This window comes from Cyanobium sp. ULC065 (genome assembly GCF_977927515.1).
In genome coordinates this window covers 1,985,583-2,011,706 of record NZ_OZ376393.1, presented here as the reverse complement: position 1 = coordinate 2,011,706, position 26,124 = coordinate 1,985,583, and the positions used below count along the sequence as shown (strand labels likewise).

The 26,124-nt window shown below is 63.4% G+C and carries 24 protein-coding genes and 1 tRNA gene; 10 read left to right on the top strand and 15 right to left on the bottom strand.

What is annotated here, in order from left to right:
- Positions 1-18: 18 nt before the first annotated feature.
- Together recQ and aroB are read left to right on the top strand one after the other, a co-directional pair.
- Positions 19-1,833: a DNA helicase RecQ gene (gene recQ, locus ACXMDP_RS09915; RefSeq protein ID WP_457766835.1), complete on the top strand. Its 1,815-nt coding sequence runs from the start codon at positions 19-21 to the stop codon at positions 1,831-1,833.
- A 69-nt stretch (positions 1,834-1,902) separates the two neighbouring features.
- Positions 1,903-3,069 (top strand): 3-dehydroquinate synthase, encoded by a 1,167-nt coding sequence (gene aroB / locus ACXMDP_RS09910; RefSeq protein ID WP_457766834.1) that lies wholly within the window; start codon positions 1,903-1,905, stop codon positions 3,067-3,069.
- A 31-nt stretch (positions 3,070-3,100) separates the two neighbouring features.
- On the opposite strand, the gene ACXMDP_RS09905 is transcribed toward aroB, so the two are convergent.
- Positions 3,101-3,448 (bottom strand): hypothetical protein, encoded by a 348-nt coding sequence (locus ACXMDP_RS09905; protein ID WP_094510516.1) that lies wholly within the window; start codon positions 3,446-3,448, stop codon positions 3,101-3,103.
- A gap of 1,207 nt (positions 3,449-4,655) precedes the next feature.
- On the bottom strand, positions 4,656-6,047 hold the full coding sequence (locus ACXMDP_RS09900; RefSeq protein ID WP_457766833.1) for a hypothetical protein: 1,392 nt from the start codon (positions 6,045-6,047) through the stop codon (positions 4,656-4,658).
- 491 nt (positions 6,048-6,538) lie between these two features.
- On the opposite strand from ACXMDP_RS09900, the gene ACXMDP_RS09895 reads away from it, so the two are divergent.
- Positions 6,539-7,924, top strand: a complete 1,386-nt coding sequence (locus ACXMDP_RS09895; RefSeq protein ID WP_457766832.1) for a sialidase family protein — start codon at positions 6,539-6,541, stop codon at positions 7,922-7,924.
- 286 nt (positions 7,925-8,210) lie between these two features.
- Here the strand turns inward: ACXMDP_RS09895 and ACXMDP_RS09890 are convergent, their stop codons facing one another.
- A complete protein-coding gene (locus ACXMDP_RS09890) occupies positions 8,211-9,020 on the bottom strand; it encodes a sulfotransferase family 2 domain-containing protein (RefSeq protein ID WP_457766831.1) in 810 nt (269 codons plus the stop codon).
- A gap of 566 nt (positions 9,021-9,586) precedes the next feature.
- Positions 9,587-10,495 carry a cation diffusion facilitator family transporter gene (locus ACXMDP_RS09885; RefSeq protein ID WP_457766830.1) on the bottom strand — a complete coding sequence of 303 codons (909 nt, stop codon included), beginning with the start codon at positions 10,493-10,495 and terminating at the stop codon, positions 9,587-9,589.
- A 501-nt stretch (positions 10,496-10,996) separates the two neighbouring features.
- Between ACXMDP_RS09885 and pstS the strand changes: the two genes are divergently transcribed.
- The 6 genes from pstS (at position 10,997) to ACXMDP_RS09855 (ending at position 15,438) form a co-directional block, all read left to right on the top strand.
- Complete coding sequence (gene pstS, locus ACXMDP_RS09880; protein ID WP_457766829.1) at positions 10,997-11,968, top strand: phosphate ABC transporter substrate-binding protein PstS; 972 nt, start codon at positions 10,997-10,999, stop codon at positions 11,966-11,968.
- Positions 11,969-12,305: 337 nt separating this feature from the next.
- Positions 12,306-12,379, top strand: a tRNA-Pro gene (locus tag ACXMDP_RS09875).
- A 787-nt stretch (positions 12,380-13,166) separates the two neighbouring features.
- Complete coding sequence (locus ACXMDP_RS09870) at positions 13,167-13,634, top strand: SLOG family protein (RefSeq protein ID WP_457766828.1); 468 nt, start codon at positions 13,167-13,169, stop codon at positions 13,632-13,634.
- Between the two features lie 48 nt (positions 13,635-13,682).
- A complete protein-coding gene (locus tag ACXMDP_RS09865) occupies positions 13,683-14,309 on the top strand; it encodes a siphovirus Gp157 family protein (RefSeq protein WP_457766827.1) in 627 nt (208 codons plus the stop codon).
- Between the two features lie 89 nt (positions 14,310-14,398).
- A complete protein-coding gene (locus ACXMDP_RS09860; protein ID WP_457766826.1) occupies positions 14,399-14,611 on the top strand; it encodes a hypothetical protein in 213 nt (70 codons plus the stop codon).
- Between the two features lie 35 nt (positions 14,612-14,646).
- Entirely contained in the window at positions 14,647-15,438 is a 792-nt protein-coding gene (locus ACXMDP_RS09855; RefSeq protein ID WP_457766825.1) for an RAD52 family DNA repair protein, read from the top strand.
- An 8-nt stretch (positions 15,439-15,446) separates the two neighbouring features.
- Here the strand turns inward: ACXMDP_RS09855 and ACXMDP_RS09850 are convergent, their stop codons facing one another.
- Positions 15,447-16,121: a hypothetical protein gene (locus ACXMDP_RS09850; RefSeq protein WP_457766824.1), complete on the bottom strand. Its 675-nt coding sequence runs from the start codon at positions 16,119-16,121 to the stop codon at positions 15,447-15,449.
- Positions 16,122-16,302: 181 nt separating this feature from the next.
- Between ACXMDP_RS09850 and ACXMDP_RS09845 the strand changes: the two genes are divergently transcribed.
- Positions 16,303-18,531 carry an AAA family ATPase gene (locus ACXMDP_RS09845; protein ID WP_457766823.1) on the top strand — a complete coding sequence of 743 codons (2,229 nt, stop codon included), beginning with the start codon at positions 16,303-16,305 and terminating at the stop codon, positions 18,529-18,531.
- A 54-nt stretch (positions 18,532-18,585) separates the two neighbouring features.
- Here the strand turns inward: ACXMDP_RS09845 and ACXMDP_RS09840 are convergent, their stop codons facing one another.
- The 10 genes from ACXMDP_RS09840 to ACXMDP_RS09795 form a co-directional block, all read right to left on the bottom strand.
- Positions 18,586-19,782 carry a hypothetical protein gene (locus ACXMDP_RS09840; protein ID WP_457766822.1) on the bottom strand — a complete coding sequence of 399 codons (1,197 nt, stop codon included), beginning with the start codon at positions 19,780-19,782 and terminating at the stop codon, positions 18,586-18,588.
- Between the two features lie 4 nt (positions 19,783-19,786).
- On the bottom strand, positions 19,787-20,656 hold the full coding sequence (locus ACXMDP_RS09835) for a hypothetical protein (protein WP_457766821.1): 870 nt from the start codon (positions 20,654-20,656) through the stop codon (positions 19,787-19,789).
- A complete protein-coding gene (locus ACXMDP_RS09830; RefSeq protein ID WP_457766820.1) occupies positions 20,656-21,081 on the bottom strand; it encodes a hypothetical protein in 426 nt (141 codons plus the stop codon). The genes ACXMDP_RS09835 and ACXMDP_RS09830 overlap by 1 nt, the downstream gene beginning before the upstream one ends.
- Complete coding sequence (locus ACXMDP_RS09825) at positions 21,081-22,343, bottom strand: hypothetical protein (RefSeq protein WP_457766819.1); 1,263 nt, start codon at positions 22,341-22,343, stop codon at positions 21,081-21,083. The genes ACXMDP_RS09830 and ACXMDP_RS09825 overlap by 1 nt, the downstream gene beginning before the upstream one ends.
- 53 nt (positions 22,344-22,396) lie before the next feature.
- Positions 22,397-22,642 carry a hypothetical protein gene (locus tag ACXMDP_RS09820; protein ID WP_457766818.1) on the bottom strand — a complete coding sequence of 82 codons (246 nt, stop codon included), beginning with the start codon at positions 22,640-22,642 and terminating at the stop codon, positions 22,397-22,399.
- 3 nt (positions 22,643-22,645) lie between these two features.
- The gene (locus tag ACXMDP_RS09815) at positions 22,646-23,464 is read right to left on the bottom strand and encodes a hypothetical protein (protein ID WP_457766817.1); all 819 of its coding nucleotides are present in this window, start codon (positions 23,462-23,464) and stop codon (positions 22,646-22,648) included.
- Entirely contained in the window at positions 23,464-23,586 is a 123-nt protein-coding gene (locus ACXMDP_RS09810) for a hypothetical protein (RefSeq protein ID WP_457766816.1), read from the bottom strand. Before ACXMDP_RS09810 ends, ACXMDP_RS09815 begins: the two co-directional genes overlap by 1 nt.
- Before the next feature lie 315 nt (positions 23,587-23,901).
- Positions 23,902-24,684 (bottom strand): hypothetical protein, encoded by a 783-nt coding sequence (locus ACXMDP_RS09805; RefSeq protein WP_457766815.1) that lies wholly within the window; start codon positions 24,682-24,684, stop codon positions 23,902-23,904.
- 15 nt (positions 24,685-24,699) lie between these two features.
- Positions 24,700-25,659: a hypothetical protein gene (locus ACXMDP_RS09800; protein ID WP_457766814.1), complete on the bottom strand. Its 960-nt coding sequence runs from the start codon at positions 25,657-25,659 to the stop codon at positions 24,700-24,702.
- A 4-nt stretch (positions 25,660-25,663) separates the two neighbouring features.
- Positions 25,664-26,089: a hypothetical protein gene (locus ACXMDP_RS09795; RefSeq protein WP_457766813.1), complete on the bottom strand. Its 426-nt coding sequence runs from the start codon at positions 26,087-26,089 to the stop codon at positions 25,664-25,666.
- Positions 26,090-26,124: the final 35 nt, after the last annotated feature.

The window sequence follows — 26,124 nt, the reverse complement described above, 5'->3', positions numbered from 1 at the left end:
GGAGCCTCACCGCAGGGCGTGCTTCGCGAGGTTTTCGGCTACGAGGCCTTCCGCGGCCCGCAGCAGGCGATCGTGGAGCACGTGATCGACGGTGGCTCGGCGCTGGTGCTGATGCCCACCGGCGGCGGGAAATCGCTCTGCTATCAGATCCCGGCACTGTGCCGCCCCGGGTTGGCGGTGGTGATCTCGCCACTCATCGCCTTGATGCAGGACCAGGTGGAAGCCCTGCGGCAATCGGGCGTGCGGGCGGCGGCGCTGCATTCGGCGCTGGCGCCGGAAGAGAGCAACGCCATCTGGCGCGCTTTCCAGGCCCAGGACCTGGATCTGTTGTATGTGTCGCCGGAGCGGCTGCTGGCCGGCGACCTGCTCGATCGGCTGGCGGAGCGCCCGCTGGCGCTGTTCGCCATTGATGAAGCCCATTGCGTGTCGCAGTGGGGGCACGATTTCCGGCCGGAATACCTGCAGCTAGTGGAGCTGGCGACCCGCTTTCCCCAGGTGCCACGGCTGGCGCTCACCGCCACCGCCGACCCGCGCACCCGCGACGAGATCGTGGCGCGGCTGGCGCTGGAGCAGGGCCGTGTCTTCACAGCCAGCTTCGATCGCCCCAACATCCGCTACCTGCTGCGTGACAAGGACGAGGCCAAGGCCCAGCTGCTGGCCTTCCTCGAAGCGCACCGCGGCGATGCCGGCATTGTTTATGCCCGCTCCCGCGCCCGGGTGGACCGCTTCGCCGCGGACCTGCGCGCCGCTGGCCATGACGCCATCGCCTATCACGCGGGAATGGAGGCGCCGCAGCGCAGCGCCGCCCTCAGCCGCTTCCGCCGGGACAGCGGTGTGATCGTGGTGGCCACGATCGCTTTCGGCATGGGCATCGACAAGCCGGATGTGCGCTTTGTGGCCCATGTCGATCTGCCCAAGAGCCTGGAGGCCTACTACCAGGAAACCGGCCGGGCTGGCAGGGACGGGCTGCCGGCCACCGCCTGGATGGTGCACGGCGCCGGTGATGTGCCGCAGCTGCGGCGCTTCATCGACGACTCCGAGGCCGAGCCGGCCCAGAAACGGATCGAGCACGGAAAACTGGAGGCCCTGATCGGCTTCACCGAAGCGCCCGGCTGCCGCCGCCAGGTGCTGCTGGCGCACTTCGGCGAAACCCTGGAGCAGCCCTGCGGCAATTGCGACCGCTGCCTGGAGCCCCAGGATCGGACCGATGTGACAATCCCGGCCCAGAAAGCCCTCTCGGCGGTGTACCGCACCGGCCAGCGTTTCGGTGCCGCCCATGTGGTGGATGTGCTGCTGGGGGCCGACACAGCGCGCCTAAGGGCTTTGGGGCACCCCGAACTGAGTGTGTACGGCATCGGCAAGGAACTGGACCGGGGTCAATGGCGCACCCTGCTGCGGCAGCTCACCGCCGCTGGGCTGCTGGAGCCGGTGCCCGATGGACACGGGGGGCTGCGCTGGGGGGCCGAGGCCCAGGTGCGGCCGCTGCTGCGTGGCGAACAGCGGCTGGAGCTGCCGCTGCCACCACCGCGCCAGGAGCGGCGCTCGCGGGCACGCAGCGGCGCGCAGAGCGGGGCCGCAGGCGCAGCCGGGGCTGGGGCCGACGGGCAGGGCGCCGATCTCGAGCTGCTGCAACGGCTCAAGGACTGGCGGCGGGAACAGGCGCGTGAGCAGGCGGTGCCTCCCTATGTGGTGTTCCATGACCGGACGCTGGTGGAGCTGGCCGCGCGGCGGCCGCTCCAGATCGCGGAACTGGCGGCGATCAGCGGCATCGGCGCTGCCAAGCTGGAGCGCTATGGCAGCGACCTGCTGAGCCTGCTCAACAGCGACAGCTGAGCCGGCCGCGGGGAGCCGCGCCTTACTTTCAGCACGACCAGACCCCCCTCCGTTCGAAGGGTCTCCGCAATGACCTCCAGCCAGCCCACCAGCTTCCGATCCGATCGCACCCCCGGCCCTGGAGTGGTGGAGGGGTCGCCGTTGCGCACGATTGAGGTGGCGCTGGCCAGCAATCCCTACACGGTTCGGATCGGTGAAGGGGCGCTGGAGGCGCTGGGCGGTCTGCTGGAGGAACGGGGCTTCACGGCCGGTACCCAGGTGCTGCTGGTTACCAATCCTGAGGTGGATCACCACTACGGCGCCCGGGTGCTGGCCAGCCTGCAGCGGCAAGGCTTCCACACCACCCGGCTTGTGATCGCCGCGGGTGAAGAGCAGAAGACGCCCGCCACCGTTTCCCAGATCCACGACGCGGCCTACGCGCAGCGATTGGAGCGGCGATCTCTGGTGGTGGCGCTGGGCGGCGGTGTGGTGGGCGACATGGCGGGTTTCGCCGCCGCCACCTGGCTGCGCGGCATCCCCGTGGTGCAGGTGCCCACCACCCTGCTGGCGATGGTGGATGCGGCGATCGGCGGCAAGACTGGCGTGAACCACCCCGGCGGCAAGAACCTGATCGGCGCCTTTCACCAGCCGGAGCTGGTGCTGGTGGATCCCGCCACGCTCACCACGTTGCCGGAGCGGGAGTTCCGCGCCGGCATGGCGGAGGTGATCAAATACGGCGTGATCGGTGACCCGATCCTGTTCGCCGATCTGGAGTCGGCGGCGGATCTCTCCAGCCTCGAGGCGATCGGCCCGGCCCGCCTGCAGCGGCTGCTGCAGCGCTCGGCTGCCGCCAAGGCCCGGGTGGTGGCAGCTGATGAACGGGAGGGCGGCCTGCGGGCGATCCTCAACTACGGCCACACCCTCGGCCACGTGGTGGAAACGCTCTGCGGCTACGGCACCGTGATCCACGGCGAAGCGGTGGCGATGGGGATGGAGGCCGTCGGTCAGCTGGCTTTGGCGATGGCCCTGTGGAAAGCCGCCGACCAGGAACGCCAGCGGGCGGTGATCGCCAAGGCCGGCCTGCCGCTGGTCCTGCCGCCGCTGGACGTGGAGGCGGCGATGCAGACCCTGCAGAGCGACAAGAAGGTGAACCAGGGGCAGCTGCGCTTCGTGCTGCCCACCGGCATCGGCCATGTGGTGATCCGCAACGACGTGGATCCGGCCCTGATCCGCCAGCTGCTGGCCGGCGCACTCTGAGCGGCCACCGCGACGCCGCAGCCGCCTGGGCTCAGGCGCTAGTTGGTGAGCTGTGCGGTTCGCCGGCCTGCGCCAGCAGCATCCGCACCATCAGCGAGAGCGTCTGGCGGTTGCCGCCCGCGGAACGCCAGGCCTCCAGCCACACCTGCAGCGGTGCGGATTCGTTGCTGCTGCCCGTTCCGTTGCCGCTGGTGCCGGCGCCATTCGCAGCGGCAGGTTCTGCCGACAGGCGCGCCAGGAAGGCGGCGGCGTCGTCGAGGCAGGAGGTTCCCTTGCCGAAGCCATCGAGGCGAGGGTCAAGGGCCGCCAGCAGGGTTTCCAGCTGCTGGCGGTTCAGCGGCGGCAGCTGGGGCGCACCATCGTGGCCATCATTGAACAAGGGAATGCCGTGAAACGCTGACCAAGCATCGCGGCAAACCTGTCAAAACGTCGTGGTTTCTGTCGGGCGAACAGCTTCAGGCCGTTGCGATCGGGGGTGCCGTCCCACACGGTTGTGGGCACTGCGACAGCGGGGTGGCACCCATCAGCAGACGGGGGAAGCAGAAAGTAACCGGCACCAGGTCATTGGCAGTACGGCTGGAAGCTACGCCTGCTGCACAGATCCGCCCGCCACTGAACGGGGATGGTCATGCCTTGCGCTGTAGGGGTGCCGGCTAGGGGGCATACTTGAAAAGGACCAACATTTCACGGTGGTGGTGCCTTAGGGCAGGGGTCTCGGGTGGTGGTTCACCTGAGGCCTTTCCATTGGCAAGGTCTACGGATGGCATCTCCAGAGCCAGTGCGCGAAGTAAGGGCTGCCGCGATCGACCCTCTACTACCGGCTCACACTGGTGCATGAATTGACGTCGTGGATCATGGCCAGGATCAAGGCCCTCTGTCTGGATGATCCCTGCAGCGGTAATCTCCGGATGGTCTCCTACCTCGCCCTGGGCGTCATCCCGATCAGTCACGACCGGGTGCATAAGTTCCGCCGCCCAATGGGCTTACGGGCGATCCACCAGAAACCACACACGATATCCGGGAGATCCACCAGAACGCTTCCCCTGCCTGGTGGAGCTCAAACAGATCCCATCAGTCGATCAGGCCTGAGCGACCGACAACACGTCCATCCCACTCCAGAACGTTTCCGTTTGCTGCTGGCCGTGCTTGATCTCTTCTCCGGGCATGTTCTCAGCTGGAGGCCATCCAACAGACTTGACACGACGTTCTGCCTCAAGGCCATGGAGAGGGCCCTGGAATGTAACCGTAAGCTAGATCTCTTGCACTCCGAACAGCGTTTGTCCATGAGCCTCGACCGGTTTCGTGGCCAGACTGCACGCTGAAAGAAGCAAGTCCGGCTGGTCAGGATGAAGGAGTTGCTACGACAAGATCCTGGTTGAGCACCTGTAGAGGATTGTAACCATGAGGTGGAGAACCTGCATACCTGGGGCGATGGCTTGAACATTGAAATCTGATTGGACTGCTTCCTGTGGAGGAACGGCATTCAAGACCGCACAGTGCACACAGGGGCGGTACTCCCAATCAGGAGTGAGGACAATGGTGCTGTTCGCAGAAGTGTAGCTTTGTTCTACAGATAAAGAAACATTCTAAACAAAAGCAATAGCCCCATCGGCTCCGATGACAAGAGTGCTATTGAGTAGATTCACGCTTTCCCCAGAGGTGGCACTACCAATACGCTCAATTCCCTGGAAAGACATGACAGCATCAAAACCAGAGCACAGAATTATGCCATCGGAAATCTGATAAGTTCCAGCATTAAGCAGTAGTCGATCGGTGCCAGAACCGCCAAGCGCATTGACATTCCCAAAACCCAGGATGGTATCGTTTCCACCGCCCAAATCAATGATACCACCACCTGAATAGCCCCCCAAGATGCCATCAACTGTGTCATTGCCTTCTCCCATACTAATAAATCCTTCGTTCCAGATTGCAGCCGCCTCTTCTGCCCTCACTTGGCCCACAAGAGAATCAGCATCTGCACCAGCCTCAATCGTTCCCTGGTTAAAAATGCCAGCAGATCCACCGATGCCTACAATCTGATCAGCACCGGATCCAGTATTGAGAATGCCATTGTTGATATTAGAGATGCCATACCCACCAAGACTCTGACCCTCCACAGCGTCGGCATCTCGACCCATGAAAATTGATCCACCATCGTTAAGAATGCCCGACTGATCTCCATCAGATGAGACGCCACTCAGTTCATCCAACCCATTCCCAAAGTTAATCAAGTTAGAGTTATACACGCCGATTGCATTCTCACTCCTTCCCAAAAGGACGTCATCGCCTACATCAGTGAATATAATCCCGGCATTAAAGACACCATCGCCATTATCGGCTTCTCCCGTTATGACATCATCCTCAGAGCCAGTGAAGATGCGACCTGATTCACTACAAAAAATACCCAGTTCATCACCACTACCAGCTACAAGGTCATTGCCTTCAGATGTCTGAATAAGAGAGTCGTTCTGGATGCCGCAAATTCCTCCAATTCCAACAACCTGATCAGATCCTTCATCAGTATTGATTCCACCCTGATTCAGAATTCCAAAACTAGCGCCCTCACCCTTGACAAGGTCATTGCCCGGGCCAGAGCCAATCAAACCACTATTAAGATTATAGATACCATAGCGTCCGCCCTTGCCAATAATCGCGTCGTCTCCCCTTGCTAAAAAGAGACTTCCTCCGTTATTTTCAATACCTGAATCAGAAGTGCTTGACCCTCTAACCGTATCATTGCCGGTACCACCATCAAGCAAGCCACGATTATCAATTCCATCGTCCCCCTCACTACTTGCATTCACCAGATCTTCACTGTCGCCAAGGAAGATCACTGAAGTGTTGATGATTCCATCACTATTTCGACCGAACGCCCTAATCGTATCAGCCCCAGAGGCCATATTGATGAGCGAGTCATTGAATAAACCTGTTGTAGCGCCTTCGGCCAGCAATGCATCATTCCCTCCTCCAAGGATCATGCTTCCAGAGTTGGTTACACCAAATGCATTGCTGCCTCGCCCTGAAACCACATCATCTCCATCACCAGTATTAACTATGCCAAGATTGAGAATACCGTTTTCAGATGCGCTTGCAGCAAATCTGTCATTACCTGCTCAACCTTGAAGCGAACCTTCAATCGTCAGCCCCGTTCCAAGGGAATTTGTTACTCGTATTATATCGTCGCCACCCAGAGTTGAAACGGCACTACCCAATGGAATGAAGAGTTCTTCTTCAGTGAACTCAAACAAATTCGAATTCTCATTGAAGCTTAACAGGGCAAGATTAATGCTCATATGAACTCATTTGTCAATTTTGTCCTGTAATCATACACCCATAATCTCTTGAACGCAAAGTGCCACATGTGCTAATCGCTACATGATGCCAGCGAATAAGAGATCCTGATGTGCCGAAATGCTGTAAAAGCTCTACCAGACTCCTTAGAATTAAATAATCACAGAAATGTAGCTTCGTGGATGATTCCGAAAGCCTTTTTTGGTATCAGTCTAGGTTGCCATCAGCCTCCACTGGCTTTGAAGCAGGATTCCTTCCGTTCTTCAGTGAGGTCAATGCTGCTCCTTCCTATCGCATTGATTCAGCAACAGCAGATTGGTTTCTTGACACACCGGTAGCTTTAAACGGCACACTTCCCGCATTCCAGCCTACCTGGAGAGAGCAAGTTGCCGGAACGAGTCTAGGAGATGAGCTCTTTGAAGCTTATTTTTCAATCAAAGCTGCATTCTCTCAGGACGATATTGACGTCATCACGGGCTCACCAACCTTGATACAAGGGGGTGAAGGTATGATTTCATCTCGATTTCAGGAGCATTCCTGGATCACCGATGATGGCATCATTCATGTGCTGCCCAATACTGGCGAGCTTACACTGTATACGAATGTGAATGGAGGGGATAGTTGGGATTCTTCGGTAGTACTGCCAAACTCAGATTCTACCTCAACTTCCGATGGTGTGTTAATAGGTGACCAGTTATACGTTGCATATTCTACTGATTTTGGATCCATTGCCTTTTCTGAACTTTCGTACTCTGATAGTGATGCTTCCTGGCAGTTAGAAGCCACCATAGATGTTGCTCGAGATCGGTCAATGATCTACGAGAGGCCGTCTGTTGCAAAATCTGATGATGGAACTCTCTTTGTTTCCTATACGGGAACGAATCGGTTTACTGGGGACGTTAGCTTGATGGTTTCCTACAGTATTGATGGTGGCACAAGCTGGATTCAGGCCCCGCGTGCCATCCCAAGCTCCACTGGTGATGGCGCAATCTCTGGGGAAGTTATAGTCACTGATAGAGGCGTTGGCTTGCTCTATAAAGATGGAATGACATTGAAGTGGGCTGAATTCGCATATCCAGATAGCACTGGATCTCGGTTTACAAATCAAGTCTTGATTGAGCTTGGCGACGACCAGCGCGATCCCAATGCGACCCACTTCAGTTCCGTAACTGATCCCGAAGGAAACATCCATGTTGCTACCAATAATGGCGATGGTCAGGTTGTCTATCTTCGCTATGATTCAGGTTCCAATGCTTGGAGCGAGCCAGAGGAGATAGTCAACTACCGCAGCGGTGACTACATGCAAATGAGTATAGCTGAAGACGGCACTCTATACATCACTTATAACGCAAGAATTGGTCTTAACACAGTTGCAGAAGTCAGTTCCAGTTCTGATGGTGGCGAGACATGGTCTGTTGTGGCCAGGCTGAGTCAGGATGAAGTTGAGCAGTCTGGAAACGTAAGAGTTGAGACTCCTGGATATATAGATGATCGGCTACCTGTCTTTCAGCAAGTACAGTCTTCTCGAGATGAGCAAAGCTTGGTTTATTATGAAGTAAGCTAGCAGAGTGGAATTGCAGTTCTGCGCTTTGACCATCGTTGTCGAAGATGATGGTGTCTGATCGATAGCAGACGGGGGCGCGTTCTTGCAGCCTCCTGCTTTACAGTAGATCGACTGGCCTGAAATCATTCCATGTCATTCTTGCGGGTGAATTGATCGAGGATCGCCTCTTTTCAACTCAACCGACAAGCCGGACAGAGTACTCCATCTGTACCGGCGCAAGCATCGTGATCAGTTCTCGCTAAGAGTGAGTCCATGCTTCACGATCTCAGCAGGCCCTACTCAGGACTTATCTTGTTGGTGCCATTGTTGATTGACTAGGGATCTCGCTTACAGGGCCCCAGTGCCATTCAACACGTTGTGCCCTCTCGAGAAGCATGATGCTGTGGGAATGGCTTTCGCTGGGGCTTAGCACAGACATGGTTTCGCTAAATGGACCATGACCAGTTCCTTCTTGCTTGAGTCGAGAGTAGCCAAAGACATCAAAGTCTACGGCATAGAGAATATTTGCGAAAGCAGCTTCTGCCGGAGTAATTGTTTCGGTGTCCTGGGCAGGGTCGTGTTCTGCTAGTTTTTCAAGAGCCATATCTTTGATTTCTGACGGCAACTCCAGCGTTTCAGTGAGCTCGCACACGTCGTTTCGCAGGCTTTCGCAACGCACAATGTGGTCAACCCAGGGCTCTTGGCCATAGTGAGAAAACCAGTGCATTGGCATTGAGTGAACAAACCGAGGATCGCGTAGACCGTGCCTCGTTGGTATTTCACGAACGTAAGCCAATCTGGATAACATGGTGGGCCCACTGTTGTTGGCCACTCTTTCATCTTCTTTGGAATACTGACGACAATATTCCTTGATCGCAGAGTGTAGCCGATGATAGGGGTTGCGCACTGCAGCGACGACGGTGTAGTTTCTTAAATAGTGGCAGGCAGGAAAATGGATTAAATCATCAATGGGCAGATGAGCCAAATCCACATGCCTCTTTAGCTTTTGGCAATAGTCAAAGTTGAAATAGCTTTCAATATCCGTGGGCTTTGCGCCTGCAGCAAAGACCGTACGCAACTCCTTGCCTGCACATTTTGGAATGTGAAGAAAGACCAATCGGAGATCGTGCCTAATGATCATTTTCGAACGACTATATCGAGTTTCAGTAAGATGATTCTAAGTGCTTCCATTGCCATTCATCAGATCAATAGCAACCTTCGAAACAAATGATCCCGTCCTGCTGCAGCCTCCCAGGGAGACTCCGGAACATCACCCCATTCGCCGGGCAATGACCCTCTGATCGCAGGTAGGGGCTGCATTCATGGGCGGCCATGCAGCTTGGGTTTGATGACTACCCACAGTCCACCGCCAGCAAGCGCTCAAAGCGTGAGAGGTTCTTGGCTGAGAAGAAGAAGGTACCGCGCCGGATGACGATGAGCGGGTGTATCGAACCTTGCAACTGACGTGATGGCATCAATGCGGCCAGCAGAGAAGCAAGAAGACGACAACCGAGGTTCCAAGCTATTCACCGAGGCCTGTGCAAGCCGCTGGCCAGCCCCTGTGTCACGCACAACGAGATGGATGCGGCACCAACGATGACCACCAAGCAGGCAACACCCTGCCACCAGCCCTCATTTTCAGCGGCCACCTGGGAAGGTCCCAAGCGGCATCAAGTCCGATCCTCATCCCTCGTCCCAGCCGAATCCCTGATCGTCCCAGGCTTTCGGATCTTCAATCGGCTCGAGGTGGGTGAGCACGTGGGTGCGGGGCAGTGCCTGTGCGATCTCTCGCTCCAGACGGTCGCAGAGATCGTGGCCGGCCTGCACCGTCCAGTTGCCCGGCACGAGCACGTGGAAGGCCACGAAGCGGCGTGAACCGGCCACGCGTGTGCGCAAAGCGTGGAAGTGCAGCTCCGGCGTGGCGTAGGCAGCGAGCAGGTCTTCCAACTGTTTCTGGTCGGGCTCAGGCAAGGCCCGATCGAGCAGTCCGGAGGCGGTTTCGTGCAGCAACTTCCAGCCGGTGACCAGGATGTTGAGTGCCACGGCAATGGCGATCAACGGGTCGAGGATCGTCAGACCGGTGAGCTTGACCAACCCGATTCCCAGCACCACCCCGAACGATGTCCAGACGTCGGTCAGCAGGTGATGGGCATCGGCCCGCAGCGTGATCGAGTGAAAGCGGCGCGCTGCCCGCAGCAACAACCAGGCCACCAGGCCGTTCAGGCCGGTGGCCACAAGGGAGAGCGCCAGGCCGATGCCGAGTTGCTCCAGGGGCTCAGGGTGCTGGATTCGGCCCACGGCCGCCGTGATGATGGCCAGAGCCGCCACCACGATCAGCACACTCTCCAGCCCACTGGAGAAGTATTCGGCCTTGAAGTGGCCGTAGGGGTGGGACCGGTCGGCTGGCTTGGCTGCCAACGTGAGTGCCCAGAAGGCGCCCAGCGCCGCCACCAGGTTCACCCCGGATTCGATCGCATCGGAGAGCAGCCCCACCGATCCGGTGAGCTTCCAGGCGGCGGTTTTGAGCACGATCGTGGCCACGGCCGCTCCAACCGAAACCAGGGTGTAGGTGCGTGGTGAGGCGAATCCCATCGATACCGGGCGCGGTGGCAGGAAGGCGCTCCCTGGCGATGCTGATGCCACCGGAGGGGATTGCCAATCATCGCTTGTGATCGGTGATGCAGCCAAGTCCGTAAGGTCAACCCGCTGACCGGCGGATCTGCTGGCGTTCATCACAGGCTGCCCGCGGATCAGTCCTTTCTGCAGCAGCGTGAATCTTCAATTCCGCTGCCTACAGATCCAGTCAGTTGGATGGTTCCACCCGATCAGGGGCCTGTGCGCCTGTGATGGCTTGAACCCCGGCTTGATCGGGCCAATGCCAATGTCTTGGTCATCCAGCAATTCGGCTGAACGAACCGGACGGCATCACCACGTCGGCAAGGACCAAACGGTCTGCCATCACTCTTACTGTCGTCTTAAGCAAAAGATCAATCAGGTCCGGCTTAGCTGCTTGCAATAAGTTGAGCCATCATGATCCGCCGCCACTGCCGATCCAGCACCCAACGCGGTCCGGCGTTGCTCCCTCTGTCCCTGGTGGCGCTGGCCCTGAGCACCAGCGCCTGTGCAGATGGCACCCGCCGACTGCCTTCGATCAACGGGGCTGGTGCCTCCTTTCCGGCGCCCGCATACCAGCGCTGGGCGGGCGACTACAAGCAATCGAAGGGCTACCTGGTGAATTACCAGTCGGTTGGCTCAGGCCAGGGCGTGCGTTCGTTTCTGGCGGGGTCGGTGGATTTCGGTGCCACGGACGAACAGCTCAGCGATGAGGATTTCAAGGCCAGGATGGCCGGTGAACGTGGTGCGGTGCAAATTCCCATGCTCGGCGGCACCATCAGCCCGGCCTACAACAATCCTGACTGCCCTGACCTCAAGCTGACCCAGACGCAACTCGCAGATATCTTTCTCGGCAAAATCAGAAACTGGAGCGACCTGGGTTGCCCAGCCCGCACACTTATTGCAGTGCACCGCTCCGACGGGGCTGGCACCACATTCAACTTCACCAACTCACTCGCTTGCTTCTCAGAGGAATGGAAGAGCAAGGTGGGTGTGGGCAAGTCGGTGAACTGGCCGGTTGGACTCGGGGCCAAGGGGAATGAGGGTGTGGCTGGTCTCATTCAGAACACACCGGGATCGCTTGGCTATGTGAACCAGGCGTTCCTGCGCGGTGTGGTGAAACCTGCTGCGCTCCAGAACAAAGCTGGCCAGTTTGTTGTGGCAAATTCAGAATCTGGGGCGGCAGCAGCTAACAGCATCAAGCTCGACGAACGCCTGGGCGGCGAAGACTGCAATCCAGAGGGAGCAAAAAGCTTCCCGATCGTTGCATTTACCTGGATCCTTGCCTATCAAAGTGGCCAAGGTAAAGAGAAGGCAGAAGCGGTTCGCACCTTTCTTAGCTGGGCGTTGGAAGAAGGTCCGCAGCAACAAGCGGCCGGGCTCGGCTTCGTTCCACTGACAGGCGATGTGCTGGAGCGTGCCCGCGCTGAGGTGGCCAAGATCAAGGACTGAATGGTTCGCTGTCGGCCGTTGGTGGTTGAAGAGTTGGCTGACTTTCTTCTTCATCCAGAGATGCTTGATATGCGTTGAACAGATCTTATGGTTTTTACGCATACAATGATCTTATGGTTGCCTCCCTTGACAACCCATCGCCTATGTGTAGCGCAAGCGGTAGCCGCTGAGGCAGCAGTGCCCTGAGCGCGGGCGGGTGGCTGCCTGTCACATCCAGGCGGTCATTAGGGAGTGTGAAATGCAGATGATCCTGCGACCCCCATCCATAGGCATCAACCCGCTTGCTGCTCTTTGCTCCAGCCCTCTGCAGGTATCGATGGAGTAGGGTTGACACTTGCGGGGCGTGGCGCAGCTTGGTAGCGCGGGTGCTTTGGGAGCACTAGGTCGCAGGTTCGAATCCTGTCGCCCCGACTAGTCACTGCAAGGGTTCTCGGCGAAACCGGGAACCCTTGTTTTTTGACTTGCAAGAGAAAGTGCAAGAGAAACTCGCCTGTCGCTGGCCTTTCAAGGGTTTTGGGCCGGCCAGCTGTCCCCGTTGGTGGTCGCTTCGCACGGGAAGCCGGTCATTGATCCGCCTGAGGCAGCCCGGGACTTTCTCTTGCATCTCTTGCAGTTGGTCGCTCAAGAAGAAGGCTCCTCAAGCGCAGAGGAACGGTGGCCACCCGGCGGCGGGGATGCAGGGTGTCACGCCGCGCAAGGGCGGGCAAGTCGGCTTCGCCGACCCTTGCGCTCGCGTGAATCTGATCTCCCTTCGCCGCCGCCGGGATGGGTGTGCTCAGGTCACGGCTGCCGGGCGGCTCTCCCGCGGCTGCGGTGCCGCCACTTACGCCGCCGGCAGGTGATGGATCAACGGCGCCGATGGCCAGGGGTTGCCTCGCGCGACTGCGCGGCTGTCCATCAGGCCTGAGCCCCAGGCCGGTCGCAAAGATGGCCAGCTGTCTGTCACCCAGTCGAGGTTCGCGAGCATGAGCCAGAACCACTCAGATCCGAGTAATCGCAGTAGCTCTGCAGTGCCTAAAGTGCATTTGTACTGGTAGAATACGGGTCGCGCCAAAGGCCCCGAGCCCATCGCCTGCGGCAACGTCATCCCCTGATCTCGCCATCATCGCCGCATATGTCTGAGCGGCCTTGATGCCCCGATCAGTTGTCATCCACGGCAACTGATTCCATGGCTCTTTGTATGTCATCTAGGCCCGTAATGGGCCCCGCTCACTCCCTTGTGATCGCGGCAGGCGGCGGCCGTGATCTGGCCTGGCCCCATCAGCGCGTTGCCGCTGAGCTGCTGGCCCGCAGCGGCGGCCGGCTGGTCCATCTGCTGCTTCACGGCGGAGCCCGAGGAGCCGATGCCGCCATTGCCCGCGCGGCGCATCAGCTGGGCTGGTCGGCGCTGGTCATGCCAGCCGAATGGCGACGCCATGGCCGGGCCGCCGGGCCGATCCGCAACCGGGAGCTCCTCGAGCTGGCCGTGGCCCGGGCCGAGGCCCACACCTCCCCTGGTGTCTCCACCTCCGTGCTGGTGGTGGCCTTCCCCGGTGGGTCCGGCACGGCCTCGCTGGTGAGAGAAGCCCGCCGCATGGGCTCCCGTTCCCCGGTGCCGATCGCCGTGGTGGAGGTCAGCCCATCCGCCGCTCGCTGGGCCGATCCCGCAGCTGCTCCTTGCCCCTGAAGCCTTCCGCGCCTGTTGGCGCCTCCGTTCCATTCCCTTATCACCGTCATGCCCGTTCTTACCCCCACCGCTGTTGCCAACGCGCCCGCTCACGTTGCTGCGGCTGCTGACGGTCCCGCCTGCTCCCTGCAGCGCTCCGGCTCCCTTTGGCAGCTGGGCATCGAGGCCCAGGAGCTCACCACCGCCATCGGGCAGCTGGCCGAACAGCTGGAGGCCGATGAGCCCGAGCAGCGCAGCCGCGCCCTCGCTGAGTTGGAGGGCGCCCTGCTGGCCGAGGAGGGCAACAAGGCGGCCCTGGCGGCCAAGGCCGATGCCACCTGCTGGGTGATCGAACACCTGCGCGGCCAGGCCGCCTACCGCCATCAGCAGGCCAAACGCCTCACCGAGTTGGCCCGCTCTGATGCGGGTCGGGCCGAGGCCCTGGAGGAGTCCCTCGTCCTGGTGCTCACCCGGCTGCAGCCCCAGGCCACCCGCTTCTCGTTCCCCAACCACGAGCTCAGCAGCCGCAAGTCCCAGGCCGTCGAGATCGACGACGAGCAGGCCCTGGCCCCGGAGTGGTTGGTGATCAAGACCACCACCCAGCCGGACAAGACCGCCATCAAGGAGGCCCTTAAGGCAGGCCGTCAGATCGTCGGTGCCCAGCTGATCTCCCGCCGCTCCTGGCGCATCCACTGAGGGGGGGCAGAGGTCCCCTCGATACGGGCCTGCTGCAGGAGCAGGCCCATCCCCCTGCCGCACAGCTCATCGCAACCACATCTGTACCGATGGATCTCAGCACCTACGGCAGCCCCGCATCCACCACCAGCCCCACCACACCAAGGCCCAGGGGCCACATCTGGTCCACCCGCCTGGCCAGCTGGGTGGTGCCCATCACCCGCAAACCAGGCCGCCGGCCCTCTCCCGATCACCTCCACTGCAGCGATCCGCCCTGCTGGGTGCTGATCGAACCGCCGCCGCATGAAACCTCCGCCCACTGATCCCATCGCCTGTTCCCACTCACCCCCTCACTGCCATGACGTGCCCCTTCTCCCCCGAACAGATCGCCAGCCTCTCCGCCCCCCTCGATCGCGCCAAGGTGCGCCAGCGCGAGCAGGGCCGCGCCAAGGTCAGCTACCTGGAGGGGTGGCAGGTGATCGCCGAGGCCAATCGGATCTTCGGGTTCGATGGCTGGCAGCGGGAAACCATCGAGGTCCACTGCGTGAACCAGGCCGAGCGCCCCATCGGCCGTGAGGCCAGGCCCGGATGGGGCGTCACCTACACCGCCCGGGTTCGCATCACCGTCGGGGCAACTGCTCATACCCCGGTAATCCGGGAAGGCTGCGGCGCCGGTCACGGCATCGATGTCGATCTAGGCCAGGCCCATGAATCCGCTCTCAAGGAAGCGGAAACCGACGCCATGAAGAGGGCGCTGATGACCTTCGGAAACCCGTTCGGTCTGGCGCTCTATGACAAGCAGCAGCGAGAGGTCACCCACTCGGCAGGGGAGAGCACCGGTCAGAGTCCTGCCAGCAACGGCACGCGGTCGATCCACCGCAACCCATCACCCACGGCCGCGAACGGCGCAGCGAAAGCCAGTGAAGACCCGGGCCTGACGCCTCTCGACCCGGCCGTCATCCGCCAGGTCCTCACCACGCTGCGGGGGTTGCCCCGGCCAGTGCTGGAGGGCTTCACCAAGGCCTTCCGCAAGCGGTTCCAGGTGCCGGAGGAGGCCACTTCCATCGCCGATCGGATCCTGCAGAAGCGCCATCACGACTGGATCGAGGCCTTCCTGGTGCAACACCAGACGGCGGCAGTGGCCAGCTGAGCGGATCACTACTCGCCCAGTAATGGCGGCCCACTCGTGCACGCCCTGGCCCCAGCGGGACTTGAAGCCGCCGCAATCCGCTCCCGCAGCCTGCCGGCCATGGCCTGCACGGCCGCAGAGCTGGCGAGCTCCTGGGGCACCAATAGCCAGAGACGCTCCTCGAGCGGCTCCCATGGCCACACTGCCGTCAGCGCTGCCTCCCGCCAGGGGCTGGTCTGCAGCAGGGACGGCGGCACGGGCAGCAGCCCATCGCCCCGTTGCAATTCCGCCAACCAATCGCTGGCAGCAACGGCAGCGAGCGGGGTGATGGCCGCCAGCTGTTGCTCCTGGAGGGCGTGATGGAGTCCCGGTGCCGCCGCCACCGGCGGTGCCAGGAACCGGAAGGTCCGCGGTGGCGACGCGGCGGCTGAATCGGGGCCGTTCAACCAGCTGGCGAGGAGCAACCACCAGCGGCCCAGTGGCAGCCAAGCCATCCCCTCCACCGGAGCAGGGCAGACGCTCGCAAGCAGCACCGCCTCCAGTTCACCAGCACGGAGCAGCTCACTCCACTGGCTCAGGCTCCGCCACAGCAGCGGAGTCGGCCCCGTGGGGGCGAGAGCATCGAGCAGGTGCTGATGGAACGGGCCAGTGGCCACACGCAGGCCGGTGGCAGGGCGCAGAGGAGGTCGAATCGGAGCAGCCAACGGAACTCGAACTGGTCAGCGGGTGGCGGAATGCTCCTGCCACCGCGGCCGTAATCGGCCTTTGGTACTGACCGCCACCAGCACGGCAATCAGCGCTACCGAATCGTGATGAATGCAGCAGGAATGGCAGCGCCACTTGCTGCCCAATGGAGCTGGGGATATGTCCTTTGATCCAACGCCCATGACTTCCTTCCCGTCCGCGACTGCCGAGCAAAGCCGCCACACCTCGGATCAGCCGGCTCGTCCGCTGCGCTGCCACCTGCTGATCGGCCCGCCGGCCAGCGGCAAGTCCACCGTCGCCCGCCACCTGGCCGCGCTGCTGGGCGGGCCTGAGGCGCCGCCGCCCTGTTACATCAGCAGCCGCGAGATTCGCGCCGAAATCTTTGGTGATCGCGGTGTCTTTGGACCGTGGGATGACATCGCCGCGGTGATGCACCAGCGCATCCAGGAGGCTGTCGGCTCAGGCGCCCCGGTGATTGTCGAGGCCACCTTCTCGCGCCGTTCCTGGCGCCTCGCGATCACCCAGAAGCTGGAGCTGCCGGTGCCGGTGGAGTGGATCGGCTGGTGGCTGCGCACCCCCCGCGAGCTCTGTCAGCAATGGAACCGGCGCCGTGATCACAGCGTCCCCGAGCAGGTGATCGACGACCATGTCTCCCTCCTGTCTGAGGCTGCCTTCTCTCCCAGCCGCTCGGAAGGTTTCGCGGCGGTGGTCTGCGTCGAACCCCATCACCATGAGCAGCTGGAGCCGCACCTGCAGGGGGTGCTGGGGAAGTTGGAGCGGCGGATCAGCGCCGCCCGCAACCGGGACGCCCGGCTGATCCCCCATGGCTACTCGCGCCTGCTGGAGTGCGAGCGGCTGCTCCACCTGATCCAGCTGCTCAGCCGTCAGCCGGAACTGACCGCCACCAACGTCCAGGTCTCCCCCGAGGAATCTGCGGGCCTGGCCGAGCGGGCAGCGGCCCTGCTCGCCCGGACCCATGGGCCTTGTTATGCGGACGTGAGCGCGATCGCCGCCGACCTGGACTGGTTGCGCCAGCAGGGGTTCACCACCGCCTGGCGCGTGAACTCCGAGCAGGGGGAGACCGGCCCGATGGTGGCGGTCGAGCCGCCGCCCTGGCCGGCGACGCAACCGCTCAGCGCAGGCGGCTGGTCAGCGCTGGGTGATCGCGAGACCTTTTGCCGTGCGCTCACCCTGCTGCGCCACATCCTTCATCACCCATTTGATCGGCAGGAAGGAGTGGCGATCGACCATCACCTCGCCGCAAGGCTGGCGACGCTCAGCGGCGGCCGTCACTGCTGGACTCCCCGCCAGTTGCACCAGAGCATCACCACCGTGCTGACGCCCTATGGCTTTCGTGATGCGGCAGGCAGTGGCCGCCATGGCTACGCCCTCGGCGCCTCGCTGCTGCCCTTGCCGCTGCAGGTGGAAATCCATGGGCTGCTGCAGGCCAATGCTGATCGGCTTGGTGATCCCAGCGGGCAGGCCATCGCGCGGGAGCTGGGCAGGCGATTGCAACGCAGCGGCATCGCCATCGAGGCCGTGCCGCCGGTGCGGGCCTACTTCAACCGTTCCTTGTTGGCGGGAGATCAGCGCAGGAGCGGCACCCTGCTCAACACCGAGCAGGCCGAGCAGCTGCGCAGCGCCATTCAGCAGCATCAGCGGGTGGTGTTCACCACCTTGGCCGCCTCCCATGCCGGTGTGGAAGAAATCCGTGGATGGCCCTTGCAGTTGATCTTCCACACCAGCGCCTGGTACCTGCTGTTTGAGCACGACCACATCGGCCAGCCGGAGGGGTTGCTGGCCTGCCGGCGAATCGATCAGCTGGGGCTGCGTCGGATCGAAATCGGCAGCTGCCGCAGCCAGCCGTCCCATGCGGCGGCGCTGCGGCGCGGCGAAACCTTGCAGCACTGCTGCGGCAGCCTTGAGTTCGGCGGCTCCCTCCAGGCGCAGCAAGCGGTCTGCGGGACGCCATCGGAGCAGCGCAGCAAGGCCATGGGCACCTTGCAGCTGAGCTGTGATGCCGCCGCCTTTGCCCTGCTCCGAGAGGAGGTGCGGCGATTCCCGGCGGCGGCGGTGCGCCTGTCGCGCCCCCTGCCCGGTGATGGAGTGCCCAGCCCACCGGGTGAGCAGGCAGAGCTGCTGCCCTGCAGCCGCTCCAGCCATCCCTATCCAGTGGAGATCGACCTGCCGCTTTGGACCCTCGAGCGTGACTCGGACCTGCGCCGCTGGCTGTATGCCCTGGGCGGCGGGGTGCGGATCGAGTTGCCGCTATCTCTGCAACGAGAGCACCGGCACTGGCTGCAGAGCGCTCTGGCGGCCTACCCCAGGAGATCGGAAATCAAGAAACAGCGGGTGCCCCAACGGCGGCGGGCCGTAGGGGCGACGTGGAACGGTGCTGGCGGCGGGTGAGTCTTGAGGACAGGGACCGCCCTGGGGCTGTGCCTTCCATCCCAGCGGCGAGCCTTACAACCGGCGCGGCCACAGCACTCCCGTGCTCGGCCGGCCGCTGCCGCCACCAGTTCCCCCGCCCCCCTGGAGCTGCTTGGCATAGAAGGGGTGCTGCCGCACGCCCGGGGCACCGAGTGCTGCTGTTGACCAGTCGATCAGGAAATCCGGGCCGGTGGCTGGTCCCATCGCCACAGGGCCTGGAGTGAGCAGCGGGCAGAAGCTCAGTCGATCCGGCACGGTGGTCCAGGGCAAGGAACCAACTGTCTCCCAGCCCGCCCGTGGCTGCGTACCCGGTGGGTTCAGGTACCAGAGGTCGGTGGCGCCGCTGTAGGCCGCCGCCAGCTGGTAGAAGGTGCCGGCTCCACCGGGGTTGCTCACCCGGCCCAGACGGCGCGGGTCCGAGAGCTGGTTGCTGCCCAACCAGAAGCAATCCGGCAGCGCGATGCGGGGTTGGATGATCCCCGGCGCGAAAAGACCGCTGGTGGTGTTGGCATACAACCCGCAACCGCGGATCAGTTGCTGATCACTGCCGGTCGGTGGCAGCGGAATGATCGAGGCCGCCACCAGGGCGTTGTTGCTCCAGGTGTAGCTGTTCTGTGAATAGAACATGCCGGTGTAGGAGTTGGAGCGATTGAGCACCACACTCCAACCGCTCACTGCCGGCGAGCGGAATAGCAGCAGGGTGTGATTCTGCGTGTTGATGTCGGTGCCGATCGGCGCGATCGTGTAGCAGAAGAACTCACGGCCCGGCGTCGTATCGGCCTGAATCAGCAGAAAGCCGGCCAGATCCCAGGCCGGTGTGCCATCCGAGGCGTAGTGCGACAGGCCGGCATTGACGCTGAAGAGCGTCGACGAGAAGCTGCCGTAGCCGCCGTTGCTGCTGTCATTGGTGTAGGCGCTCTCGAGGCCCAGCTGCAGGCGCGCCGAGCTGGTGCTGGAGTTGTAGCCCTGAACCTTGGAGCTGTTGGAGAAGCTCAACAGCACCGGATTGATCGGATGGCCCAGCCGCCAGACGTAGCCATAGGTGATGGAGCCCGTCGCGGCGCTGTGATCCTTGAGGAGCGACAGCGGCACCAGGGCATTGGCTGGAGTCGCATTCACCTCCGCCGAGAAAGCGCTGAAAGCCTCCGCGAGCTTCTGGCCCGGATCACTTGGCAGCTTGCTGGTCCAGTTCCAGAGCGGCCATTGCAGGGCGGAGCAAGTGAAGGTCATCGCGTCAGCTCACCGGATCTTTGAGACGCACCACCAGGCGTGAGGGGCCGAGTTGCAACCACTCGCTGCCATCAGCCGGCTTGATGTAGCCAAGGCTCGTGAAAGTGCGGTTGTAGATCGCCAGGTCCACCGGCAACGCCACCGGGTCCCACCACTGCACCGGAGGCAGTGGCTGCTGGTAGAAGACCGTCGGGGTGATCGGCAGCCACTGGGCCGGGCGCACCAGCATCAGTGGCGCCGCCGATGAGAAGAAGTCAGCGCGGAAGCCGGTGGAGAGCAGCACCTGGGGCCGCGCCAGGTTCCAGGCCACCGTGGCGATCACCCCGGCCATGTCGGTGAGCGAGAGGTGCCACTGAGCGGAGACCACGTCCTTGGCGATCAGCAGCGCCACCGCCTGGCGGTTGGAGAAGGAGTGCTGGGAGAAGGCAAAGCAGAAGAACTCCTGGCCTGCCGCCAGGCTGGAGGCCACCACCGCGCCCAGGGGCAGCGCTTGAGGGGGCAGGCTGATGGCGGAGCTGCTGGTGCCCACACCGCCGGTGAGGCTGCCGTGGCCACCCAGCGCCGAGCCAGCGGTGAATCCCGCCGCCAGGCCCGCGTGGGTCGTCACAGCTCCGCTGCTCAGGTTTGCCACCCACTGGCTGATCAGCTCCACCGGCTGACCGGAGCTGAGCGCTGCGAGCTGGGCCTTGATCGTCCAGCCGCAGAAGCCCGGCGCAGCGGCGGGGCCGGTGAGCACGCTCAGCAGCTGGCTCGGGTTCTGGCCGTTGGCGGCGGTGAGCCAGGCCAGCAGCAGGGCATGGGCCTCACCAAACAGGCCCGGGAGCGCAAAGCCCTGGTCCCCCCGGCGGCTGAGATCGGTGATCGTTGCTGCCATCAGCTGCCCACCGAATCGTTGAGCACCAGGGCCAGCACGCCCAAGCTGGCCGTGTGAGCACCGTTCACCTCGGTGCGCAACCGCGCCCAAATCCGCTGCTGCAGGGGGTTCTCGCCGTTGCTGTAGCTGCAGCCGGGAGCGAGTTTGAGGGAAGGCGTTTCAGCGGAGAAGCGCAGATCGAGCAGCACACCGGCCGAGAGCGGCGGGTCCTCCTCGATCGGCCTGGCCGCATCGGCCGTCCGCGCCGCGGTGGAGTCGTAGAAGGTCACCCAGGCCGCCACCGAGCAGCTCACCTCTAGAAACAGCCCATCCACGCCGAGGCCCGCAAAGCTCAGATCCACCACCGACGGACCATTCAGCGGCCCGCTGTTCTGCTGCTCAAGGGCCCGCCGGGGCGTGTCGATCCGCGGAACCCAGCTGGGCATCAGGGAATCACCTGGATCTTGCGGATCGCCCGCACGGTCTGGGGAAAGGTCTTGCCCAACGGTTCCCAGTTGCCGTAGTACCAGTCCTGCACCTGGTGGGTGGTCGCTGAGTCCTGGGTGGAGGTGCCCATCCCCCCCGCCAGGAACTCCTGGGCACCGCCAATCGCAAACAGCGGGAAGGCGGTCTGAGCCGGAGACGAGAAGGTGTAGTTGGCACTGGCCGGCACCGCATAGGGATTGGCGCCGTGGGTGGTCACGTTGCCCTCGCTGCCGTCCGGCTTGAAACGCCGGTAGAGGATCTCCAGCTCGAACAGCGCCGGGATGTACCAATCCGAGAAGGTCGCAATGGTGAGCCCCCGCGCCCACTGGGTGGCCGGGTGGGCGGCATCGTTGGCGGCGTTGCTGTTCGCCCAGCCATCGAAGGTGCTCGATGCCCCCGTGGTGAGCGTGCCCGTGGTCTTGCAGGCCCTGATGCTCTGGCCGCTGGCCTTGGGCGCAATGATCAGGGCGTGGGTGGCCACGCCATTCATGCTCTGGGAGATCAAGCCGCCGTAGTAGCCGCCCTCGTAGGCGGCACCGATCGCCGGCAGGCTGGCCACCGGGGTGCCGCTGGCGGCGACGTTGAGCTTGTAGACGTCGCCGTTGCTCTGATCGAGGTAGAGGTCACCGGTGACCTGGCCGGGGATCGAGGCCGGCGGTGGGCCGCTGCCTGCGTACCAGCCTGTGCCACGCACACCCTGGGCTCCAGCACCGCCGGTGGCGCCGATCGGTCCCTGGATGCCCTGTGGTCCAGCGGCGCCAGTGCTGCCGGCCGGTCCCGTTGGTCCGGTAGGGCCAGCTGGGCCCACAGCGCCGGTCGGTCCAGCGGGGCCCGCAGGGCCTGAGATCGGCCCGGCGTTCACCCAGTTGTTGCCCGCAGCATTCCAGCTGTAGAGGCTGTCGTTCTCGTCCTGAACGATGTAGGCATCCCCCTGCTGGCGGTTGCTTGTGGGCAACGCCGAGAAGGTGGCCACGCTGCCCTTGAGGTTGATCCCGGTGCCGGCGGTGCCCTGGGGTCCAGCAGGCCCTTGCGGGCCAGCTGCTCCGGTGCTGCCGGGTGGGCCGGTGGTTCCCGCTGGCCCCTGGCTGCCGGCGGGGCCAGGGGAACCCTGGGGCCCGCTGTTGCCCTGGGGTCCGGTCGGTCCAGTGCCACCAGCAGGACCTGTGGGTCCAGGCACCCCCTGCGGTCCACGGATCGAGCCGGTGTTCGCCCAGGCGGTCATCTACTCAGCAGGCCGTTCTCGCGAGCTATTGCCATTGATGCGAGCAGGCCCTCTCAGGCCAACACCCAGGCAGCGCCACTCCAGAAGCGAATCGGCCTCAGGATCCAGGCGCTGCCGGTCCAGACCTTGGCGGTGATCGGCTGGAAGCCCCGATCGATGCCGAGGTAGGTCATCGCAGCACCAGGGCTGGCCGTCCTCACCCCGAAGAACTCCTCGGTGACGATCCGCCCAGCGAGGCCCTGATCCCAGCTGTCCTGGCCGCCCTCGAACGGCCCGATCGGGTCCTGGCGTCTGCGCATCGCTCAACCCACCGCCAGCTTGAGCAGGCCCCGCACCGCGCCGGTGGTGGTGGTCGAGCAGAACATCAGCAGCGCCAGGCAGGCGTCATTGGGCACCACCGGCAGGCCCAGGCCAGCCCAGTCGCGGATCTCGCTCTTGTTGGCCACCATCGTCGTGGTGCCGGTCAAGAAGCGAGTGGCTGTCACCCCGAAGGCCCCAGCCGTTCCCGTGGTGGCGCTCAGCAGAACACTGTTGACCTGCTTGATCCCCGTCTTGCCCGCAGCGGGGAGGATCGGATAGAGACCAGAGGCGCGGCTGGTGGCCACCAGGGCGATCACCACGTCCCCGGTGGTGTCATCGGCATAGGTCACGTTCACCGTGGCGTTCACGCCCGTGGCGCCGGTGTCCGTGTACCACTCGAGCCACCAGCAGAGCTCAGAGAGGTCAACTGCGCCAATTCGATCCGCCGACACACCCACCAAGTTGAGAGGCAGGTTGGTGGTCTGCACTGTCGGGGAGGCCACGGTGCCCGAGAGGCCGCCTTGGTGGCACAGCCGGTCATGGACGCTGAGGTTGGTGGCGCTGTTGGCCGTCACTAGATCCAGCCAGGCCAGGTAGTTCGCCGCCGGTGGCGTCTGGTTCGTGAGCGGCAACGCTCCGGTCGTGGCCCGGGTGCAGACCGCCGCCGTGGTCGGAACGGCGCCCTGGCCCGGCTGACCCGTCGCCCGCCAGAGCGAGTAGAAGCGGCCGGCCACGGCGTTGGTGAGGCTCGCCTTGTCGATCAAGGCATTGCGCGAGAGCGTCAGGGCTGCAATCAGCTGGTCGCGGCTCGTGATCGCCATCAGTTGGTGTCCACCCAGAGGTCGTTGACCTGGGGGCTGACCGGCGCCGTTGGCCCCACGGTCAGCCTTGAGGCGTTGAGCTTGAGGTTGAGCGCCTCCTGCAGGTCGGCTTGCGTGCTCAAGCTGCCCGTAATGCCTCCCCAGATGCTCGGTCCGGCAGGGCCGGCTGGCCCCTGGTTGCCGGTCGCTCCAGCTGGCCCGGTGGCTCCGGTTGGACCTGTTGCTCCGGTTGGACCGGCAGGTCCGGTGTTGCCGGTGGCGCCGGGCACACCTTGGGGGCCCTGGGCGCCGGCTGGGCCCTGGCTGCCTGCCGGACCAGCAGTTCCCGCTGGTCCTTCCGGGCCCCGCAGCGACAACCCGAGGGCGCCCCAAGACGTCATCCACTCACCCAGCGGTTCACCCCAGCTATTGCCACCGGCGCTGGCAGGGCCTTGGCCTCAGACGATCAGCTCGAACACCTGGCCGTTCGTCCGGTTGAGGTAGAGATCCCCCGGCGCCGGCGGCGGGTTCAGCCCCTCGCTCGGTGGTGGCCCATCGCCCGCATACCAGCGGGTGCCGCGGCTGGCCGCACCCGAGCCGTTCATCACCACCAGCGATGGCTTGCCATCCACCGGGGAAGGCAGCAGGGCCAGGCCGCCCTGGGGGTGCAGGCGCAGCCGCCACACCTCGGCGCGGCTGCCGTTGTAGGCCAGCCCATCGAGACCATCGCTCGGCACCAGAGGCTCCACGCCGGCCAAGGTGCCGGCGCCACCGGTCCCAACAGTGATCGATGGCACCAGATTCGGCGGCAGCGGGCAGCCCAGCAGCGCCACCTCCAACGTGGCGATGTTCATCCCCATCGTCACCGTCACGGTCAGGTCCAGCCGCTGGCCGTAGACATGTCGCACCTTGGGCACATCCGGCCGGTAGGGCGTCCATGGCACGGTTTCGCTGGAGCCATCGCCCCAATCCACCTGGAAGTCCTGGGCCGGCAGCCCCAGTGGGTTCACTGCCAGCTCGATCGGCCCTGAACCAAGCGGATCATTCCAGCGGCTCGGCGCCGGCATCCAGAACAACTCCAGCGGCAGCGCCGGCACCGGCCCCAGCCGGAAGCTCAGCTCCAGCCAGCGCGGCGCCTCATGCACCAGCACCCATTCCTCGCCGCCCGGGCAGCCCACTGGCGGGATGATCCGCACCCGCCCGTTGGTGGGATCAGAGCCATTGGGGAGCGGGTAAGGCATGGGGGTGCTGCCGGATCAGCGCAGCAGATCCAACGGCAAGGCCGGCTCCTCATCGTCCGCCTGAGGCCCATCGAGCCCAGCGATCGGGGCCGCGCTCGACGGATCCTTGGCGGCCAGCAGCTCGGCCTCGGCCACCAGCTCAGCCTTGGTCATGCCCGGATCCAGCGCCACGCCGTAGCGGCGCTCCACCTCGGCAATGATCTGCGCCTTGGTCATCGCGGCGTAATCGGGCAAGTCCTCAGCCGTCGCCGCCAGGGACGACTCAGGACTGGACGGCGCAGGCCTCTCGTGGAGCGTGATCGGGAACCAAGGTCCAGTCCCCACCGAGTTGGCCACGGCGATCAAGCAACCCTCAGCGGCCAGGACCTTGCCGGTGGCCAGAGAGAACACCAGCTCCGTCAGGCTGGACACCTTGACCGCAGAAGCCGTGGCGAGCGAGGGAGGCTGAACCACCACCGTGCTCCCGGGCTCAAAACACGAGCCAACCAACTGAACCTCCTGACCCGGTGCCTCCACTCCGATCGTGTAGGGACCACCTTTAACCGCCGTGATCACCGCCAGTCCCTCGCTGGGATCAACCGGTGGTTCACCGTCCTCCCCATCAGCACCCGGAAGGCTGGGAGCGTGCGCCTGCCAGCCCAGGGCCTGCCAGCCGTCCATGTGACAGGGGAAGCAGTAGCGGGTTTCAGTGCCACTGGTGATCCGGATCATCCCCTCGGGGGGGACATCCAGCCTCGGCATCGCATCGGTGAGTGCCATCGACATCGTCGGATCAGCGGGGCGGACGCGATCAGAGGGTTCATCGGGCAACGGATCGAGCGGCGGCGCCGTCGGCACCGTCGGATCCGAGCCCTGCGTCAGGGGTTGAGGCGGCGCCCAGGGGGAGCCGGGCACCGTGGGGCGCACGACGGAATTGGCGAGCGCCGTCGCTTCGATCACGGAGCCATTGAGGTCGCCGGGGCCGGAGTCGTTCATCGGCTCAACCGTGGGTGAGGCTGACGTGGGCACCCGCCGGCGTCGATGGCGTCAGGGTTGCCCGCACAAAGAAGAAGCAGGGATCGACCACGTTGGCCAGATCACCGGCGGCGGGCACCAGGGCATCGCCGCTGATCGTCGCCTCGATCTGGCCGCCAGCGGCGGGGATGGCCACGGTGGAGGCCGTCACCCAGGTGCCGGTGGTGCCGTCCTTGAGCAGCGGCGCCACCTGCAGCACCGCCGTCACCGCAGCAGCGGCACCGGGGTGGGAGAACAGCAAGGTGAAGTGCTCGACGGTGTCGAGCGGAACGCTCAAGCGCACGATCTCAGCACTCACCCGGGTGCGCTCGAACGGATCGGTGGCGCTGTAGTTGATCCAACCCACCAGCGTGGTGACGGCATCGATGAGCTTGTTGCCGGAAGCGGTCATGGTCGTGTCCTCAGAACAAAGAGATCAGGAAGTGG